Source organism: Bradyrhizobium sp. S3.12.5 (assembly GCF_040548225.1).
In the GTDB taxonomy this organism is placed as follows: domain Bacteria; phylum Pseudomonadota; class Alphaproteobacteria; order Rhizobiales; family Xanthobacteraceae; genus Bradyrhizobium; species Bradyrhizobium cytisi.
Map to the genome: position 1 here is coordinate 42,496 of NZ_JBEPRF010000028.1, position 15,593 is coordinate 58,088.

At 58.8% G+C, this 15,593-nt stretch carries 12 protein-coding genes and 1 pseudogene; 11 read left to right on the forward strand and 2 right to left on the reverse strand.

What is annotated here, in order from left to right; translation table 11 throughout:
* The first annotated feature begins 460 nt into the window (after positions 1–460).
* The 3 genes from ABIC09_RS31690 to ABIC09_RS31700 all read left to right on the forward strand — a co-directional run bounded on the left by ABIC09_RS31690 (position 461) and on the right by ABIC09_RS31700 (position 3,521).
* On the forward strand, positions 461–2,050 hold the full coding sequence (locus ABIC09_RS31690) for a class II glutamine amidotransferase (RefSeq protein WP_354111726.1): 1,590 nt from the start codon (positions 461–463) through the stop codon (positions 2,048–2,050).
* A 9-nt stretch (positions 2,051–2,059) separates the two neighbouring features.
* Positions 2,060–2,740 (forward strand): HAD family hydrolase, encoded by a 681-nt coding sequence (locus ABIC09_RS31695; protein WP_354111727.1) that lies wholly within the window; start codon positions 2,060–2,062, stop codon positions 2,738–2,740.
* Positions 2,741–3,011: 271 nt separating this feature from the next.
* Entirely contained in the window at positions 3,012–3,521 is a 510-nt protein-coding gene (locus tag ABIC09_RS31700) for an NAD(P)-binding domain-containing protein (RefSeq protein WP_354111777.1), read from the forward strand.
* Positions 3,522–3,822: 301 nt separating this feature from the next.
* Here the strand turns inward: ABIC09_RS31700 and ABIC09_RS31705 are convergent, their stop codons facing one another.
* Positions 3,823–4,224: a hypothetical protein gene (locus tag ABIC09_RS31705; RefSeq protein ID WP_354111728.1), complete on the reverse strand. Its 402-nt coding sequence runs from the start codon at positions 4,222–4,224 to the stop codon at positions 3,823–3,825.
* 1,045 nt (positions 4,225–5,269) lie between these two features.
* Here ABIC09_RS31705 and ABIC09_RS31710 point away from each other — a divergent pair.
* From ABIC09_RS31710 to ABIC09_RS31720, 3 genes are read left to right on the forward strand one after another with little or no spacing between them, the layout of a single operon-like run.
* Positions 5,270–6,445 carry a Tm-1-like ATP-binding domain-containing protein gene (locus ABIC09_RS31710; protein WP_354111729.1) on the forward strand — a complete coding sequence of 392 codons (1,176 nt, stop codon included), beginning with the start codon at positions 5,270–5,272 and terminating at the stop codon, positions 6,443–6,445.
* Positions 6,432–7,259: a phosphoenolpyruvate hydrolase family protein gene (locus ABIC09_RS31715; protein ID WP_354111730.1), complete on the forward strand. Its 828-nt coding sequence runs from the start codon at positions 6,432–6,434 to the stop codon at positions 7,257–7,259. The genes ABIC09_RS31710 and ABIC09_RS31715 overlap by 14 nt, the downstream gene beginning before the upstream one ends.
* 43 nt (positions 7,260–7,302) lie before the next feature.
* Entirely contained in the window at positions 7,303–9,069 is a 1,767-nt protein-coding gene (locus ABIC09_RS31720; protein ID WP_354111778.1) for an FAD-dependent oxidoreductase, read from the forward strand.
* A gap of 591 nt (positions 9,070–9,660) precedes the next feature.
* On the opposite strand, the gene ABIC09_RS31725 is transcribed toward ABIC09_RS31720, so the two are convergent.
* Positions 9,661–9,876, reverse strand: a complete 216-nt coding sequence (locus ABIC09_RS31725; RefSeq protein ID WP_354111731.1) for a hypothetical protein — start codon at positions 9,874–9,876, stop codon at positions 9,661–9,663.
* 882 nt (positions 9,877–10,758) lie between these two features.
* On the opposite strand from ABIC09_RS31725, the gene ABIC09_RS31730 reads away from it, so the two are divergent.
* From ABIC09_RS31730 to ABIC09_RS31750, 5 genes and pseudogenes are all read left to right on the forward strand, one after another.
* Positions 10,759–10,938: a helix-turn-helix domain-containing protein gene (locus tag ABIC09_RS31730; RefSeq protein ID WP_502917718.1), complete on the forward strand. Its 180-nt coding sequence runs from the start codon at positions 10,759–10,761 to the stop codon at positions 10,936–10,938.
* A gap of 226 nt (positions 10,939–11,164) precedes the next feature.
* Positions 11,165–11,374 (forward strand): helix-turn-helix domain-containing protein, encoded by a 210-nt coding sequence (locus tag ABIC09_RS31735; RefSeq protein ID WP_027515978.1) that lies wholly within the window; start codon positions 11,165–11,167, stop codon positions 11,372–11,374.
* Between the two features lie 916 nt (positions 11,375–12,290).
* The gene (locus tag ABIC09_RS37490) at positions 12,291–12,722 is read left to right on the forward strand and encodes a hypothetical protein (RefSeq protein ID WP_502917719.1); all 432 of its coding nucleotides are present in this window, start codon (positions 12,291–12,293) and stop codon (positions 12,720–12,722) included.
* A 186-nt stretch (positions 12,723–12,908) separates the two neighbouring features.
* The gene (locus ABIC09_RS31745; protein ID WP_354111732.1) at positions 12,909–14,225 is read left to right on the forward strand and encodes a M16 family metallopeptidase; all 1,317 of its coding nucleotides are present in this window, start codon (positions 12,909–12,911) and stop codon (positions 14,223–14,225) included.
* A pseudogene (locus ABIC09_RS31750) lies at positions 14,222–15,561 on the forward strand (M16 family metallopeptidase); the annotation flags it as partial. The gene ABIC09_RS31745 and the pseudogene ABIC09_RS31750, both read left to right, overlap by 4 nt.
* Between the last annotated feature and the right edge of the window lie 32 nt (positions 15,562–15,593).

Genomic DNA, 15,593 nt, shown 5'->3' on the forward strand with positions numbered 1-15,593 from the left:
CGGGACCATCCGATTTCGATCATGCCTGTCTGTGAAAAGGCGATAGGCTGAAGCAGTTGATCGATCTGGACTCGGTTGGCGGATCAGAATGCCCAGTGCGGCTTGAAATACTCATGCTCGCTCATGCGAGGGGACAGCGTCGCACGCAAGCTGGAGCGCGAAGGTGTCGGTGGGAAGATAGGGCCACGAGGACCAGAGTCAGAGCTTGGCTCTTGTCGTACTAACGCGTCGCGCTTCAGACAACGTGTCGGGAAGCGGACGACGCGAGATCATCTAGCAAACCAAATGGCTGATTGTTCTCGAACTATGTCGCTCCGGCGGTGCAAACCGATTCAACCAAGCATTGGTACGGCGCTTGCTTAATGAGAGGCGGAACCAGGTCTGCACGCCTTGGCGGTTGAATACGCTCGGCTGTGATGGACCCGTCACATCGGTTCTTCGAACAAGCGGAGCTAATAGCATGTCCGGTGTTGCTGCTGCGTTTCTATGCTCTTCAAGCAATTCGCGGGCGACCGTTTATGATCGGCTGAAGCACATGCTTCCGAAACTAGCACTTCGTGGGCAGGCGGGGGTAGGCGTTGCAGCTTTCATGAACCAGGAAGGTATTCGATATGCGAGAGCGCTTGAGCCATCATGCGATTCCGTGCGCATTGAGTACGATGAGCACGATCCGAAGTTTAGGCCCCATGTTGCAATTGCCCACATTCGTGGCCGATGCCGAGAAACCAGCGATGGCGGCGAAGTTCAGCCAATTCATCACAATGCGGGCACCAGCCGCCATTTGGCAATTTCTCTGGATGGAGCTTTGGTCAATGCCCGGGAACTCAGGGAAGAATTGCTTGCCCAGGGCTATAGGTTAGGCGGCAACACAGATGCTGAGCTCTTGCTCAAATGGATCGAACGTTCTTGTGAAAGAGACTATTGGCGGCACGGTCTGCCCGTTAGTTATGAAAACGTCTTGCGCGACGTTGATGACCGTATTGATGGTGCTATTAGCGCGCTCTTACTGGACGGTGAAGGAACTCTAGTTGCATACCGTAATCGATGTGGTTTGCGACCATTGGAAACTATGCAAACAGATGACGGCTTCTTGCTATTTGCTTCGGAAAATTGTGCCTTCGCCGGTCTAGAGGGTAAGACGCAGCAAGTCTTACCGGGACACATCAAGTATGTAGACGGAAAAACGCGGGGCTGTGTTGATCGTTCCGTGAGCAACAGGCGACACAAAGCCAAACTCTGCGCCTACGAATCTCTTTATCTGGGAAATCCAAAAACGTCGGTTGAAGGCCAATCGCATTTCGAAACCCGGTACAACATCGGTGTCGCCCTTGGTGGCCTTGTTGCGGAGCGATTGCAAGGAGAGCCAGACTCCCCGCTCACAATCGTTTCCTCGATGCCGCATACCGGAGGACCGTACGCTGATGGTCTGTTTGCATCTCTCGCCGAATACGGCCTGTTCGCCCAGCGTCGGGAAGTAGTCGCAACGCAATTCCTTCAGCGAACTCTCATCGGTACACCCAGCCAGCGAAAGTCTCGCATTGCTCAAAAGTACCGCGTCTCGGGAACTAGCCTTGCTAAAACCACGATAATCATTGCCGACGAGGCACTCATTCGTGGCGATACCAGTCAGGCTGTTACGAATATGCTGCTAGCCGCTGGGGCCAAAGCCGTACATTGGGCGATCGGTTCGCCGCCCATACTGGCTCCGAACTACTATGGCATGGGCATCGATACACTAGATGAGTTGGCATTCTGGCAGATATGGAAACGATTGCCGCCCGAACAGCGCACGCAAAGCCTCCGCTTTCACAAGATGGAGCCACAAGTTCTAAAAATCGTCGAAAGTCATATTGCCGCGTCCATCAACGCAGCCACAATAACGTATCTGCCGTTTCCACTTCTAGTGTCGCTGTTGCCAGGCAGCCAAGACGGCGTCGATTTGTCACCGTTTACATTTGAGATGCCAACCCCTGCGGGGCAGAGGCGCGCGAATGAGAACTTGCACGAATTAGTGGCCGATCTTCCCTATTCGGAATCAATCCCTGCTTGAGGTCAGATCATGAAACCCGTTCTCGTTTTCGATTGGAATGGCACGCTGCTCGACGATGCCTACGCGCTGCTCGAAACCACCAATGCCATACTAGATCGCTTTGGTCGTGCAGCGATCGACATGAAGACGTTTCGGGAACATTGCGACGTTCCGCTATCTCTTCTTTATCGCAGTCTCGGACTGTCGGAAGACGAGCTTGCGACGGTAGATCGCGATGGGAGTGCAATCTTTCACGACGCCTATGAACGTCTAGCCGATAAAGCCGATCTGCGCGAGGGAGCGCGCAGAGTCTTGGAGTTGGCGCGTCGAGAAGCGGCTTCGTCCATCATCGTGAGCAACCACATAGTCGACCCTCTGCGCTCCCAGTTGAGAAGACTTGGAATCAATGACTACCTCGACGAGGTGCTCGCCTTCGAAAGCCGCGACACTCAATACAAATCGATGAGCAAAGGAGAGCGGCTTCGTCTGTACATGCAGAAGAACAACTTGAAGCCGGCCTCAACCGTCATTATCGGCGATATGCCGGTTGAAACGGATATTGCACGGAATCTCGGACTGATAAGTGTATCTATTACCGGAGGATTCGTTTCTGAGTCGCGCTTGCGGGCGGCAAATCCGGACTACACGATTAACAACCATCATGAGCTGTTGCCAATCCTACGAAGCCATGGTTTTTTGCGGAATGCATAAATCATGATTGGCAAGGAATCATCAGACAACGTCGCTCCTAAAACGGCGAGGCAGAGAATAGACCTTGTCGGCGTTGGAAGCATCGGAACCGGTATGGGCATCAGCCTGTTGCGTCAGCAAATTGAGTTTGCATAACAAAGCCAACAAGAATCGCTTCGGTGCGGATCGCTTGACTGGTGCGGGCCCATGAACATCGTTCAATCGCTGAGTTGGCGCGACTTGTAAGTGCCGTTCTGTTATCCTTGCCCTCCAGCCGCGAGGTTGAGACAGACTGCCTTGGGCAAGATGGACTGTTCGTCCATATGCCCGAGGAGGTTTAATAGTTGACTGCTCGACCTCGTATCCTGCTTCGACGGTTGCACTCGCTGAGCAAGCCCAAAAAGGCGGCATGAGCTTTAGAGATGCTCCAGTCACGCGGAGTCCCGAACAAGTAGAGTTAGGCCGTCTCAACGCGATCATTGGATCGAATGAAAAGCTTTTTCCTGCGGCTGAACGCATTCTTGCCGCATTTTGTGAGACCGTTCTTCATGTCGGCGATGTCGCAGGTCAAGCTTGTTTACAACAGCATGACGTGGGGATAGCGGCGGTAGCCGCGGAGGTTTGCCAATTTGCGTGCGGTCTTGACATCGATCTCGTAACGCTCCGCTCTCTGGTTAGTCGCGGCTCCACTAACAGCGGAATATTTCAAGGCTTCGCGGCCTGTTTGTTGGTCGAGAAACCCGATGTTCTGGCGATGTCAATTGCGAATTGCGAAAGGATATTGAATGCGCTGTGCGCCTAGCGGGCGAGAGTCCAGTTTCGATGCCGGTGTTGGCCGCCGCCGCGCACAAACTAAATATCTCAGTTGTTGCGGGCAAAGGCGAACTGACGCTGCCTCATCTGTCCTGTCCCGTCGATAGAGATCTTCGGACTGTCGATGGCGATTGAGAACGGACTTTAAGCACGGAGAGAGTGCAGATCGTTGCTATGGACAGTGTAGCTGACAGGGCCACGAGCCTCTGTCAGCCTGCGCACGTCAGTGTTCCAGTGACAACCATCGGATCACTCCACTCGCACGAGCGGCAGGTGGTAGAAGGTGGCACTCACACCGCGAAAAGTCGCTCGATGGAGCCATTGTGGCGCGAACGCGCGGCTCGCGTGCTCGTGTTGCGGGCGAACCAGAGTCCCGTGGGGCCCGTTGCCGACTGGGACTTCGACGATCCGACAATGCCCAACACCAGCAGGGATACCGGCGCCACTAGCATTGTCGCGGCGTCGGCACTGCGGCTGCCATCTCTGACAAAGGCCCCAATCACCGGGCCGTCGCCAAGCGCACAGTGACGGAGCTGATCGACAAATACGTGACGCCGATTGCTCCCGGTGATCAGCCGCTTGGAATGCTCATGGGCGGGTGCTTCACGTAAAGCGATCGTGCGCGATATCGACGCCGCGCCCAGCTGCGAGAGGATCTTCGGCAGCTGGTTCCCGTATAAATGTCTTGCCATTCTGACGCGCTGGGGCGCGCCGAAACCGCCGAAGGCGTGCGGATTTTCATCGGTTCGGTCTCGCCTGGGCGGATCTAATCAAGGTACGTGCCAAAGGTTTGTCAGGTTCGGAAACTGTCTTGAGCCTCCCTAAGGGGGCGCGGGTTGGCGAAGTCACGGAAGGGCTCGGACGAGTGGCGAAAGATCCTCAATCCGCAACCAGACCGCCGATCGGAGAGACCGCAGTATCCCTCCAGAGGCGATCTCGACTGTTCTCGTCAAGTCGCAAAGGGATTTGAGAATTGGCGGAAAACCTCGGCCCATGATTATCACAAGAGGATGCGCAAGGCCGCGGCTATCGCTCGTTCGCGTACAGCAGAAACTGCGTCGATCATGATCTTAACAGGGAGTCCACGCCTGTCGACTTCCGTAAGCGAGCAATGGGTTGGATGGCGCCGGTGCGCGGGTGGGGCCAAGCCGTTCAACGGGCCACTATACGTGTTCCGGTCCAAAAGAGCACGTGGGACCAAGGCGATGTGGTGGGGAGCAGGGGAAGTATGCCCGTTGGCCAAGACGCTCGACGCAATTCTGCTGGTCGAAGATCGCGCCGATCCCGGGTATGGCGGAAGTTTATAGTCCCGGTGATCCCAGCCACCGTCCACAGTTCAGCAGTACCCGCGCGCCGCGCGAACAGATCCGTGAAGATTATCGGTTCATAGAGGGGAGAGAGCATTCCGATGCAGCTAGCGCGCAAGCTCCAAAAGGGCAGTCTTCCATTCAATGATAGCTAACCTTAGCGAGCATGGAATGTTCTGAAAGGCTGCGCAAAAAGACGGTACGTAGAATTCCGGGAACGCGCGTCTGGGCGCAGCTCCGCGGCACTCACCACACCTACCCAATCTTACCCAACTGCACTCATCCCCCATCTTATTCCCGATTTCAGCCCGGTCTAAGACCGGTGTGTTTGGAATAGTCCGGGAGGAATGCCGTGTCTCACCATTGCACGGACGACCAGAGGTCTCTCCGGGTTGGTAACTCGTCCGAGCTTGCGGGCGCGGTCGCGATCGTGGCGACGCTAGATACCAAGGGCGGTGAAGCGTCGTACCTTTCGGGCATCATCGAGGCGTGCGGCCGCAAAACCCTCCTGATCGACATCGGTACATCGAACTTGGTTCCCGGAGACAAACAGGTCGATAGCAAGCGTGCTCGCGTCGCCTCGCCTGCCGAGCTCTTGAAACAGATCGCCGCAAGCACGCGCAAGCAGGTTAACGGCCTGCTCCATTCAGGCGCGATCAGTGCGATCGTCGGGATAGCGGGTGGCAAGGGGAGCGCAGTTTTCGGCGAGGTCGTATCGGACTTGCCTTATGGCTTCCCCAAGCTGCTGGTGAGCAGTGCCAGGCCAGCGCTACTGGCCGAATTGGCCGTCCATAACGATATCATGCTCTATCCGAGCCTAGTCGATCTCCTTGGCATCAACGTCTTTACCGCACGCGTGCTGGAGAATGCGGGGCGGGCCATTGCGGCCATGCAGCATGCGCCCGCCGAACACGCGCGTAAAAGGAAGATCGTTGCGATCACGGCCTTCGGCGTGACGACGCCTGCAGCAAATCAGTGCGTGGCGTGCCTTGCAGATGCCGGCGCAGATGCGATCGTGTTTCCTGCCAACGGAGCTGGCGGCCGCAAGATGGAGCAGCTCATCGCAGCCGGCGAATTCGACGCTGTGATTGATCTAACTACAACAGAGCTGGCTGACGAAATCGTTGGGGGCACCGCAAGCGCAGGTTCGGATCGGCTAAAAGCGGCGTCGCGCCATTTGGTCCCGCAAGTGATCGCGCCTGGCGCGGTCGATATGGTCAATTTTGGTCCGCCATCCAGCGTGCCTGACCAATTTCGCGGACGCCAGCTCTACTCCCATACACCTTACACGACGCTCATGCGCACAACGGCTTCGGAGAACGCGAGCGTCGGTCGGCTCACGGCCGAGCGGCTGTCGCAGGCTGATGGGCCTGCAATAGTGTTGTGGCCCCTGGAAGGCGTTTCCGACTATGACCGCGAGGGCGGCATTTTCCGTGATGTTGATGCCGACAGAGCTTGGCTCGATGCAGTCAAAGACAATATCCACCCCCGCATCAAGGTACGAGAACTGAACTGCCATATCAACGATCCCGAATTCGCCGAGGCTGCCGTGACGTGGATCCTCAAACAGTTGAGGCAAGGAAGCATATCCGATGCAGATGTTTGAGCGTACCGAAATCCTTTCCAGCATCGCAGGCCAGATAGCGGAGCGGAAAGCAGTTCTTGCCGCCGGGAGCAGCTGCGGGCTGGTCGCGAAGTGTGCCGCCCTCGGAGGGGCCGACATGCTGGTGGTCTATAGCACCGGGCTTTCGCGCCTCATGGGGCTTCCAACAAGCCGGATCGGTGATTCCAACGCGCGCACACTCGAGCTTGGAGCAGAAATTCGCAACGTCGTCTCTTCGGTGCCTGTGATCGGCGGCGTCGAAGCGTGGGATCCTCTTCGGCTCGACCTTGATGCGCTTCTCGATAAGTTCTGGGCGGCCGGCTTCTCCGGCGTGATCAACTATCCGACCATCTCCACCATGGGTGAAAAATGGCGTGACCGCCGCGGCCGCGTGGGCCTCGGCTTCGAACGCGAGCTCGAGATGATCGCTGCTGCGTGCAAGAAAAACATGTTCTCGCTCGCCTATGTCGCAAGTGCAGAAGACGCCAAAGCGATGGCGAATGTAGGTGCCGACTGCATCGTCGCCCATGTCGGCGCAACCCGTGGCGGGCTTGTAGGTCATGAGCAGGGGCAGTCCATTCAAGAGGCGATCAGGCGCATCAACGACATCAACGCGGCGGCGAGAAGCGTCCGCTCCGATGTCATCCTGCTTTGTCATGGTGGCGCTGTCGCGGAGCCGCAGGATACGGTCGAGGTCTACCGATCGACGCAATGCGTCGGGTTCGTCGGCGCCTCCTCCATCGAAAGAATTCCAATCGAACGGGCAGTGAAGGCGGCGGCTGAGGAATTCAAAGCTGTCTCGCTTCCGCGGCACTGATCTGAGCGCAAATTATCGCAGCAAGGCTGGAGTGAACAAGCGTATGGGCCAATCAGGCAAACACAACATAGCGGCACTCCCCCGAGATAGGAGGCCGGAACAGACTGTCGAGACTGATGTCCTCGTGGTCGGCAGCGGTGCGGCCGGACTGTCCGCGGCGGTCTATGCGGCAAAGGCCGGACTGCGGGTCACTGTATGCGAAAAGTCCGCCCGCCTCGGCGGCACAACGGCGCTGTCGAATGGCATGATCTGGGTTCCTTGTTCGGCCCAGGCGCGCTCAGCAAAAATCGATGATTCGCTGGCGCAGGCGAGGACCTACCTGCAGCATGAGCTTGGCACCTACTATCGCGCAAGCTTCGTTGATGCCTATCTTAAGGACGGCCCAACGGCGCTCACCGCACTTGAGGATGGGACAGAGGTCAAGTTCACGCTGGCCTCTGCCCCTGACTATCATTCGAGCCAAGCCGGCGGGCTCGAAAAAGGCCGCGCACTGAGCCCTGCACCCTATGATGGGCGGCTCCTCGGCACCGACTTCGATCTGATAGGCGAGCCCATCCGTGTTGTGCTCGGCGGAATGATGATCTCATCCAGCGAAGTGAGAAGCTTCCTGAACCCGTTCCAATCGTTTGCGTCGCTGAAGCATGTCTTGCGTCGCGTCAGCCGCTACACGCGGGATCGCTTAAGTTACAGGCGTGGCACAGAGCTCAGCGGAGGCAACGCCCTGATCGCGCGGCTGCTGGTGAGTCTGCGCAAGTACGGCGTCGAGATATGGCCAACATCGCCCATCCTAGAACTCGTCAAGGAAGAGGGACGGGTCAGCGGGGCAATTGTCAAGCGGGTTGATTCCATCATTCGCGTGCGTGCCTCGCACGGGGTCATCCTCGCAACAGGCGGCTTTGCTCGCAACAGCCAACTAAGAGCAGAGCTCAGCCGCGCCCACCAGCACAACGACACCCTGACCCATCCCGATGTCACCGGTGATGGCATTACGCTCGCGACCCGGCTTGGAGGGGCGATTGACAACAACGTCGCCTCCGCCGGCTTTTGGACGCCTGTATCGATCCTGAAGAGTGGCAGCTCCTCGCGAGTGGTTCCGTATGGCTGGCTCGACCGCGGCCGTCCCGGTGTCATCGCCGTGGGGCCGAATGCCAGACGTTTCGTCAACGAGTCCAATTCGTACCATGACATTTGCCTCGGAATGTTCAAAAGCGGCTATCCCACAGACAAACGGTTCTACTTCGTCTGCGACCAGGATTTCGTGCGCTTGAGAGGCATGGGACATTTGCTCCCCTGGCCCTGGACCTTGAGCATCGGGAAATATGCGCGCCTCGGCTACATCAAGATCGGCCGCACGCTTCCCGAGCTTGCAAAACAGTTGGGACTGGACCCTGGACAGCTTCAAAAGACGGTTGAAGAGCATAACGCGCACGCTGCTGAAGGACGCGATCCGCTTTTCCAACGCGGCGAATCGGCTTTCAATCGCACGCTCGGTGATTCGGCCATGGGAACGAAAAATCCAAATCTCGGACCGATCAAAAGCGGCCCATTCATAGCGCTGCCGATCGTCCCGGCAACGCTTGGAACGGCGACTGGATTGGCAACTGATACTTGCGGGCAGTTGTTGGACGGACAGGGGAGGCCGATCGCGGGCCTCTATGGTTGTGGCAATGACATGACCTCGCCAATGCGCGGAATCTATCCCGCCGCAGGCATCACGATCGGTCCAGCCATCGTGTTCGCCTACCGCGCGGTCAACAGCATTCTGCAATCGGCTCACCAAGGGCAAGAGGCCGCGGCTTCCGGAGCATGATCGCCAGTGCACTGTTTTCGGCTGCGTGGCGGCATGTAGTAGGTAGGACGGCGACAGGCGGGGGTGGCGGGTGATCAAGGCAGCATCGGCAAGCAGATCCGAACGACGTCCTCGGACATGGCCATCGCGGTTTACGTAGAGCTCATCTTTGACCACGAGGGTTCACGATGCGTCGTTCGCGCTATGCTAGATCGTCACAATCCTTGTCCGGCAGCCGCCGAACCTGACAACATCCGTGCTCTCTACCTTTCGGGCACAGACACGCGCCGGCTGAACTTTAGTCACGGAACGCGGGACGACCATGCGCGCGCATATCTCTCGATCCGCACGCTTCAACGAGAGCTCGGCCGAGCGATCGGGGGAATGCATCGACGATGCTTGCGTACGCCTGAGTGTCAAAGGCCTGGGGACAGCGGAATTGTCGGGCGCGTCTTTGTCGGCGGCATGATCCGGGATCACGAGGGTGTAGACCTGCCGGGGGCCCCGCGCGTGTACGCGTGGCGTCCATTTTAGGCGGAAAACCGCAGCGCATCCCGAAAGCGCTTCGGCTTGCTATTGAAGGGCATAGCTAGTCTGCTCCTTGTTCAGGCTTTAGCCGTCCAGCGACGAATGAAGGAAATCCGCTGTTGCGGTATCGTCAAACCAATCGTTAGTAGCCTCGTCGCATTTGGCCAGATGGTCGCGTACCGCATCGATAGGATAGATTGGTCGGCCGTCGACGTGACGCCATTTCAGCGGGTGGTTCGGATCCCGCCGCCACTGTTCCAGCGCGCCGGGCGTGCGCCGGATAACGGCGGCGGCCTCCAATGGCGTCCAAATTAGAGCTGCCCGGCAGCGTATCGATGTCGAACGTCGCGGGCGGCGGCATGCCACAGTTCTTGCGACAGCGCTTCGGCACGCGGAATTTTCTGGTTACTTGGCGGCCTAATGCCTCGATCGGAGTCTTTTCGTCCTTGCCGCTCATGCCTCCGCCCCGAACGATAGTCGGTGTGAGGCAATCAGATCGTAGGCTTCTCCGGCAGGAAACAAATATAGCGCGCAGGTATGGCTGCTGGATAGCTGCGGCGTGTAAATAGGGCTGATCACACCCGTTTCTGACGCCCTCCGACATCACGCGATGCAAATGATCGGTGCGCATCATGAGATGGACCAAGCATTGCGCGGCGACATTCGAGTGAATAGCATCCGCCCCGAACCTGGTCCGCATAGCGTTAGCGACTTTGATCTTATTCAAAGTTCGTTATCAACTCATCCAGTCTCGATGAGTCGTCGAGCTATTTACGCGAACAGACCCAGTCTTCCACGTCATTGTCGGTAATGCCAACAACCTGTGGCTTGGAGCCGGACGATGTAGCTGGGTCCGCTCCGCTTCTTCTGTGGGGTCATGCAGAAAGCCGCGCTGGAGTAAGCGCGGGACATAATGCTGCCGCTTACCAGGATGAGGAGACCTATCCCATGCCTAGGTCAAATCCCGGATCTCAAGTGTGCCGTCGTTGCACCCACTGCTGTCGCGTTTACGACGTATGTCGCAATCGCTTCGATAGCCGATGGTGCCGCAGTTGGATCGGCAGCTTCCTAGGCTCATCGGCGCTCCTCGAGGCTTGTCTTGGCAGGAGAGTTTGCGGTCGCCATCGCGTGGTACGTCATTTGCTAATCTCGTTCCGGTCGTCTCGGCTCCCGGAGAAACACATGGTCGATGTGCCAGACGTTGTGCTGTCCGCACGAGAAAAACAGTGCTTGCGGTGGGTAGAGGAGGGCAAGTCGTCCCGGGAAATAGGGGTGATATTGAGAGTCACCGAGAACACCGTCAATTTTCATCTCAAGAACGCGATGCGAAAGCTACAAGTGACCACCCGATCCCATGCCTAGGCTAAATCCCGGATCTCAAGAGTGCCGTTGTTGCAACCACCGCTGTCGCGTTTACGACGTATGTCGCAATCTCTTCGATACCCGATGGTGCTGCAGTTGAATCGGCAGCTTCCCAAGCTGATCGGTGCTCCTCAAGGCTTGTCTTGGCAGGAGAGTTTGCGGTCGCCATCGCGTGGTACGGCATTTGCTAAACTCGTTCCAGTCGTCTCGCCCCCAGGAGAAACACATGGTCGACGTGCCAGACGTTGTGCTGTCCGCACGAGAAAAACAGTGCTTGCTTTGGGTAGAGGAGGGCAAATCATCCTGGGAAATAGGGGTGATATTGAGAGTCAGCGAGAACACCGTCAATTTTCATCTCAAGAACGCGATGCGAAAGCTAGAAGTGACCACCCGAATCCAGTGTGCTATCAAGGCGCGGCGCCTCAAGCTTATTTGAAGTACTGGAGTGCTGCCTGCCATCACATGTGTCGATGGCGAGGAATAACATACGGCGCTACGGCTACTCCATGAGATGGGATCGCATCTGCAGAGAGTAGTGGTTCGTTGTGAACGCAGAGGTATAATTAAATTCCGGGGGCTATTACGAGAACGACGTTTATCTATTTCGCAGAAGGTCGTGGGGGCGCACCACTATAGGCCGGTTCTGATCGAAGGTAGTAAGTCTCAGGCTGAAGCGGGCAACCTTCACGCCAACCGGCGCCGCAACGCGCAGCCAGATCTGATTGGCGTGCGGCCCTCTAGGACGTCGAGCAGCAGCTCCGCTCCGCCGCGACCGGAGATTCTACAGCAGGCGATTGCCTTCGCCATGCGCTCCGGATTGATCCGCCGCACAGGAAAAAGAAGCGGATGGAACAATGAACTGTGGTGCCCATCAGTCTAGTAGGTCTGCAATTTCTCGCAGATCTCGCGAATTATAACGTATGAAAGAACTCGTCTTCCCCAGGGCGGTGCGCAGCTTCAGTGCGTCCTCGGGGCATCGGGGGGACGTCATCCGCATCGCGGATGTTGAGAAAGTGCTTGCTGTTTCACGGGTCAAGGCGGCCCAGCCGCGCAGTTATCGTCTCGACAGATTCTCGGGGTCTCGCGGACGCAGACGTCTTTCTCGCCGCGTTATCCGATTGAGCTGACACCGACGGGCCCCAGTCAATTGCTCCAACATCGCGGCCCGCGGGAATTACGGCCCGCGAGCTTCGATCCGACGCCGATCGCGGCATCCAGTTGGGGGCGCAACCTATGTTTTCGCTGCACGGTGTGCGGCAGGCTGTTAGGCGTCCAGCGTAGGCCAAGGCGCATTGTATTAGTCGGGCGGCCAGCGCTTGAGCCAAGTCGGAGTTTCTTTGTGCATCGGGACGATGCTCGATCCGATCTTCGATTCCGAAGTCGGTAAAGGCCATGACGCCGTGTTCGCCCGCGCCATAGATCCAGATGACGCCGACCTCGGGATTTGGTCGCTCCGGCCCCTGAAACCGGATGCCTATCTAGGAAATAGTCTCGCTTGCCAAACGCTTTCTCGGCATATTGATCGATCGAACGAACCGATGATCGCTTGCCCCGTGCTGGTGGCAGGCATCGAAACGGCCGGGTACTCCTGGTGCGGCCGCGCCGCGACAAGCTTTGGATGTTTCCTGGCGGGCACCGGCGCGGCCGCGAAACAGCGGAGCATTGCCTCTGGCGCGAGATCAAGCCTCCAGTATGTGGCGTTGCAGGAGTTAGGCAAGCGCGAGGCGGCGAGTTGTCGTGCGTTTTTGTGCGCAACGTTGTGTTCGCAACGTCTTGGCACATAGCAAGCAAGTGCGCGTTGGCTTTCATTACGGAAAGCACGCGCCACGCTTCGTTTTGCGTCCCGCTGTCCGCGCAGCGGTCCGCGCACGGAAGCATCAGGCGATTGGCCCGGCTTTTGCTCTCCTGCTTGCTACGCCGTGCGGCTCCCCTGCTTGTCGGGATCGACCGCTGCAGAATGTGGATCTCTAATGCTTGCACAGATCACAATCGCCTCGGAGCCACCTGCGAGCTTCACGCTGCACAACGGCCTGCAGGTGGTGGTGATCCCCGATCACCGCACGCCGGTTGTGAGCCAGATGATGTGGTACAGGGTCGGCTCCGCCGACGAGACCCCCGGCAAATCGGGATTGGCGCATTTCCTCGAGCACCTGATGTTCAAGGGGACGGCCAAGCATCCGCCAGGCGAATTCTCCCAGACCGTTCTGCGCGTCGGCGGCGAGGAGAATGCCTTCACCTCCCCCGACTACACGGGCTATTTCCAGCGCGTGCCGCGCGAGCAGCTTGGTAAGATGATGGAATTGGAGGCCGACCGGATGACCGGCCTCATTCTCAAAGATGAGAACGTGCTGTCCGAGCGCGACGTGGTGCTGGAGGAATTCAACATGCGCGTCGCGAACAATCCCGATAGGCGGCTCACCGAGCAGATCAGGGCGGCGCTTTATCTCAATCACCCCTACGGCCGCCCCAATCTCGGCTTTCGCCACGAGATCGAGAAGCTCGACCGTGAGGACGCGCTCGCGTTCTACAGGCGCTTCTACGCGCCGAATAACGCGATCCTGATCATCGCCGGCGACGTCGATCCCAGGGAAATCCGCCCGGTGGTGGAAAAGAACTTTGGCGACATTCATGCACAGCCCGCGATCCCCGCGAAGCGCGTGCGGCCACAGGAGCCGCCGCCCGCCGCCCCCCGCACCGTGACGCTCTCCGATCCCCGCCTCGAGCAGCCCAGCTGGCGCCGCTCCTATCTCGTGCCGTCGGCTAGCACTGCGGCCGCAGGCGAGAGCCCTGCGCTCGACGTGCTCGCGCAGTTGATGGGCGGCGGGATCAACTCCTATCTCTACCGTGTGTTGGTGATCGACAAGCAGCTCGCCATCGGCACGAGCGCAAACTACCAGCGCACCTCGCTTGATGCCTCGCAATTCATGATTTCGGCCACGCCGAAACCTGGTGTCGGATTCGCCCAGATCGAGGACGCGATCGACAAGGTGATCGCCGAGCTCTCGCAAAATCCCCGGTGCGCCGAGGATCTCGAGCGCGTCAAGACCCAGTTGATGGCGCAAGCGATCTACGCCCAGGATGACCAAGCGACGCTTGCGCGCTGCTATGGCACCGCGCTCACCACGGGGCTCAGCATCGACGACATCCGAAGCTGGCCGGACCGCATCCGCGCCGTCACCGCTGAGCAGGTGCGCGAGGCCGCGCAGAACTGGCTCGACAACAAGCGCTCGGTGACCGGCTATTTGATCAAGGATTCTGCGCCCAAGCCCAAGGAGAAGCGCTCGTGACCTATTCTCTCACTAGGCGTGCCGTTCTCGGTGGGGCCTGGCTCGCGATCGCGACGCTCGGCTCTGCACCATGATTTGCGCTACCAAGATCCAGCGCCTGATCTCGCCCGGCGGCATCGAAGCCTGGTTCGTGCAGGAGGCCACCGTCCCGCTGATCGCGATGGAATATGCCTTCGGCGGCGGCGCCAGCCAGGATCCGGCTGAGAAGCCCGGCGTCGGTCACCTGGTCGCCGGCCTGCTCGGCGAAGGCTCCGGCGATCTCGATTCCAAGAGCTTTCACGAGCGGCTCGACCGCCGCGCCATTGAGCTGAGCTTTACCTCGTCCCGTGACCAGTTTCGCGGCTCCTTGCGCATGCTCAAGGACAACAAGGATGAGGCTTTCGACCTGCTGCGGACGGCGCTGACCTCGCCGCGTTTCGATGCGCCCGATGTCGAACGGATCCGTGCGGCGGTGCTCGCGAACCTTCGGCATGACTCCACCAATCCTTCAACGCTCGCTCATCGCAAGTTCTTCGAAGTCGCCTTCAACGATCATCCTTATGGCCGGCAGGCCGGAGGAACGTTCGAGAGCGTGCCGAAGATCGACGTCCCCGATCTGAAGGACTATGTCCGCCGCGTGATTGCCAAGGACACGCTCAAGATCGCGGTGGTCGGTGACGTCGATCCAGAGACGCTTGGCAAACTGCTCGACAAGTCTTTTGGCAGCCTGGCGGCAAAGGCGCGGTTGACAGAGGTCGCCCATGTGGTTGCGGCAAAGCCGCCGCAGCGCGTCTACGTTCCGGTCGACGTGCCGCAGACGGCCGTGAGCTTCGGCGGTCCGGGCGTCCGCCGCAGCGAGCCGGATTTCATGGCTGCCGATGTCGTCAACCAGATCCTCGGCGGCCCCGGTCTGTCGTCGCGGCTGTTCCGCGAACTCCGCGAGAAGCGTGGGCTCGCCTATTCCATCCGTGAGACGCTGCTCTGGATGAATCATTCCGCGCTGTTCGTCGGCAATACCGGCACCCGCGCCGATCGCGTCGGCGAGACGGTGGAGGAGATCGACAAGCAGGTCCGCCGCATGGCCGAGGAAGGCCCCACCCAGCAGGAGCTCGAGGAGGCCAAGTCGTACCTGAAGGGCTCGCAGATCCTAGCGCTGGATACATCGTCAAAACTTGCGCAGGCGCTGCTGCAATACCAGGTCGACAAGCTGCCGATCGACTGTATCGAGACGCGTAGCGCCCTCCTCGGCGCGGTGACGCTGGAGGACGCCAACAAGGTCGCACGGCGGCTGTGGGGCCAAGGCCTGCTCACTGTCATTGTCGGCCGTTCCCCGCTACCGCAGCCCAGTCGACCACCGCGCCATGGGCCGCAACGCCGCCGTCCACAACC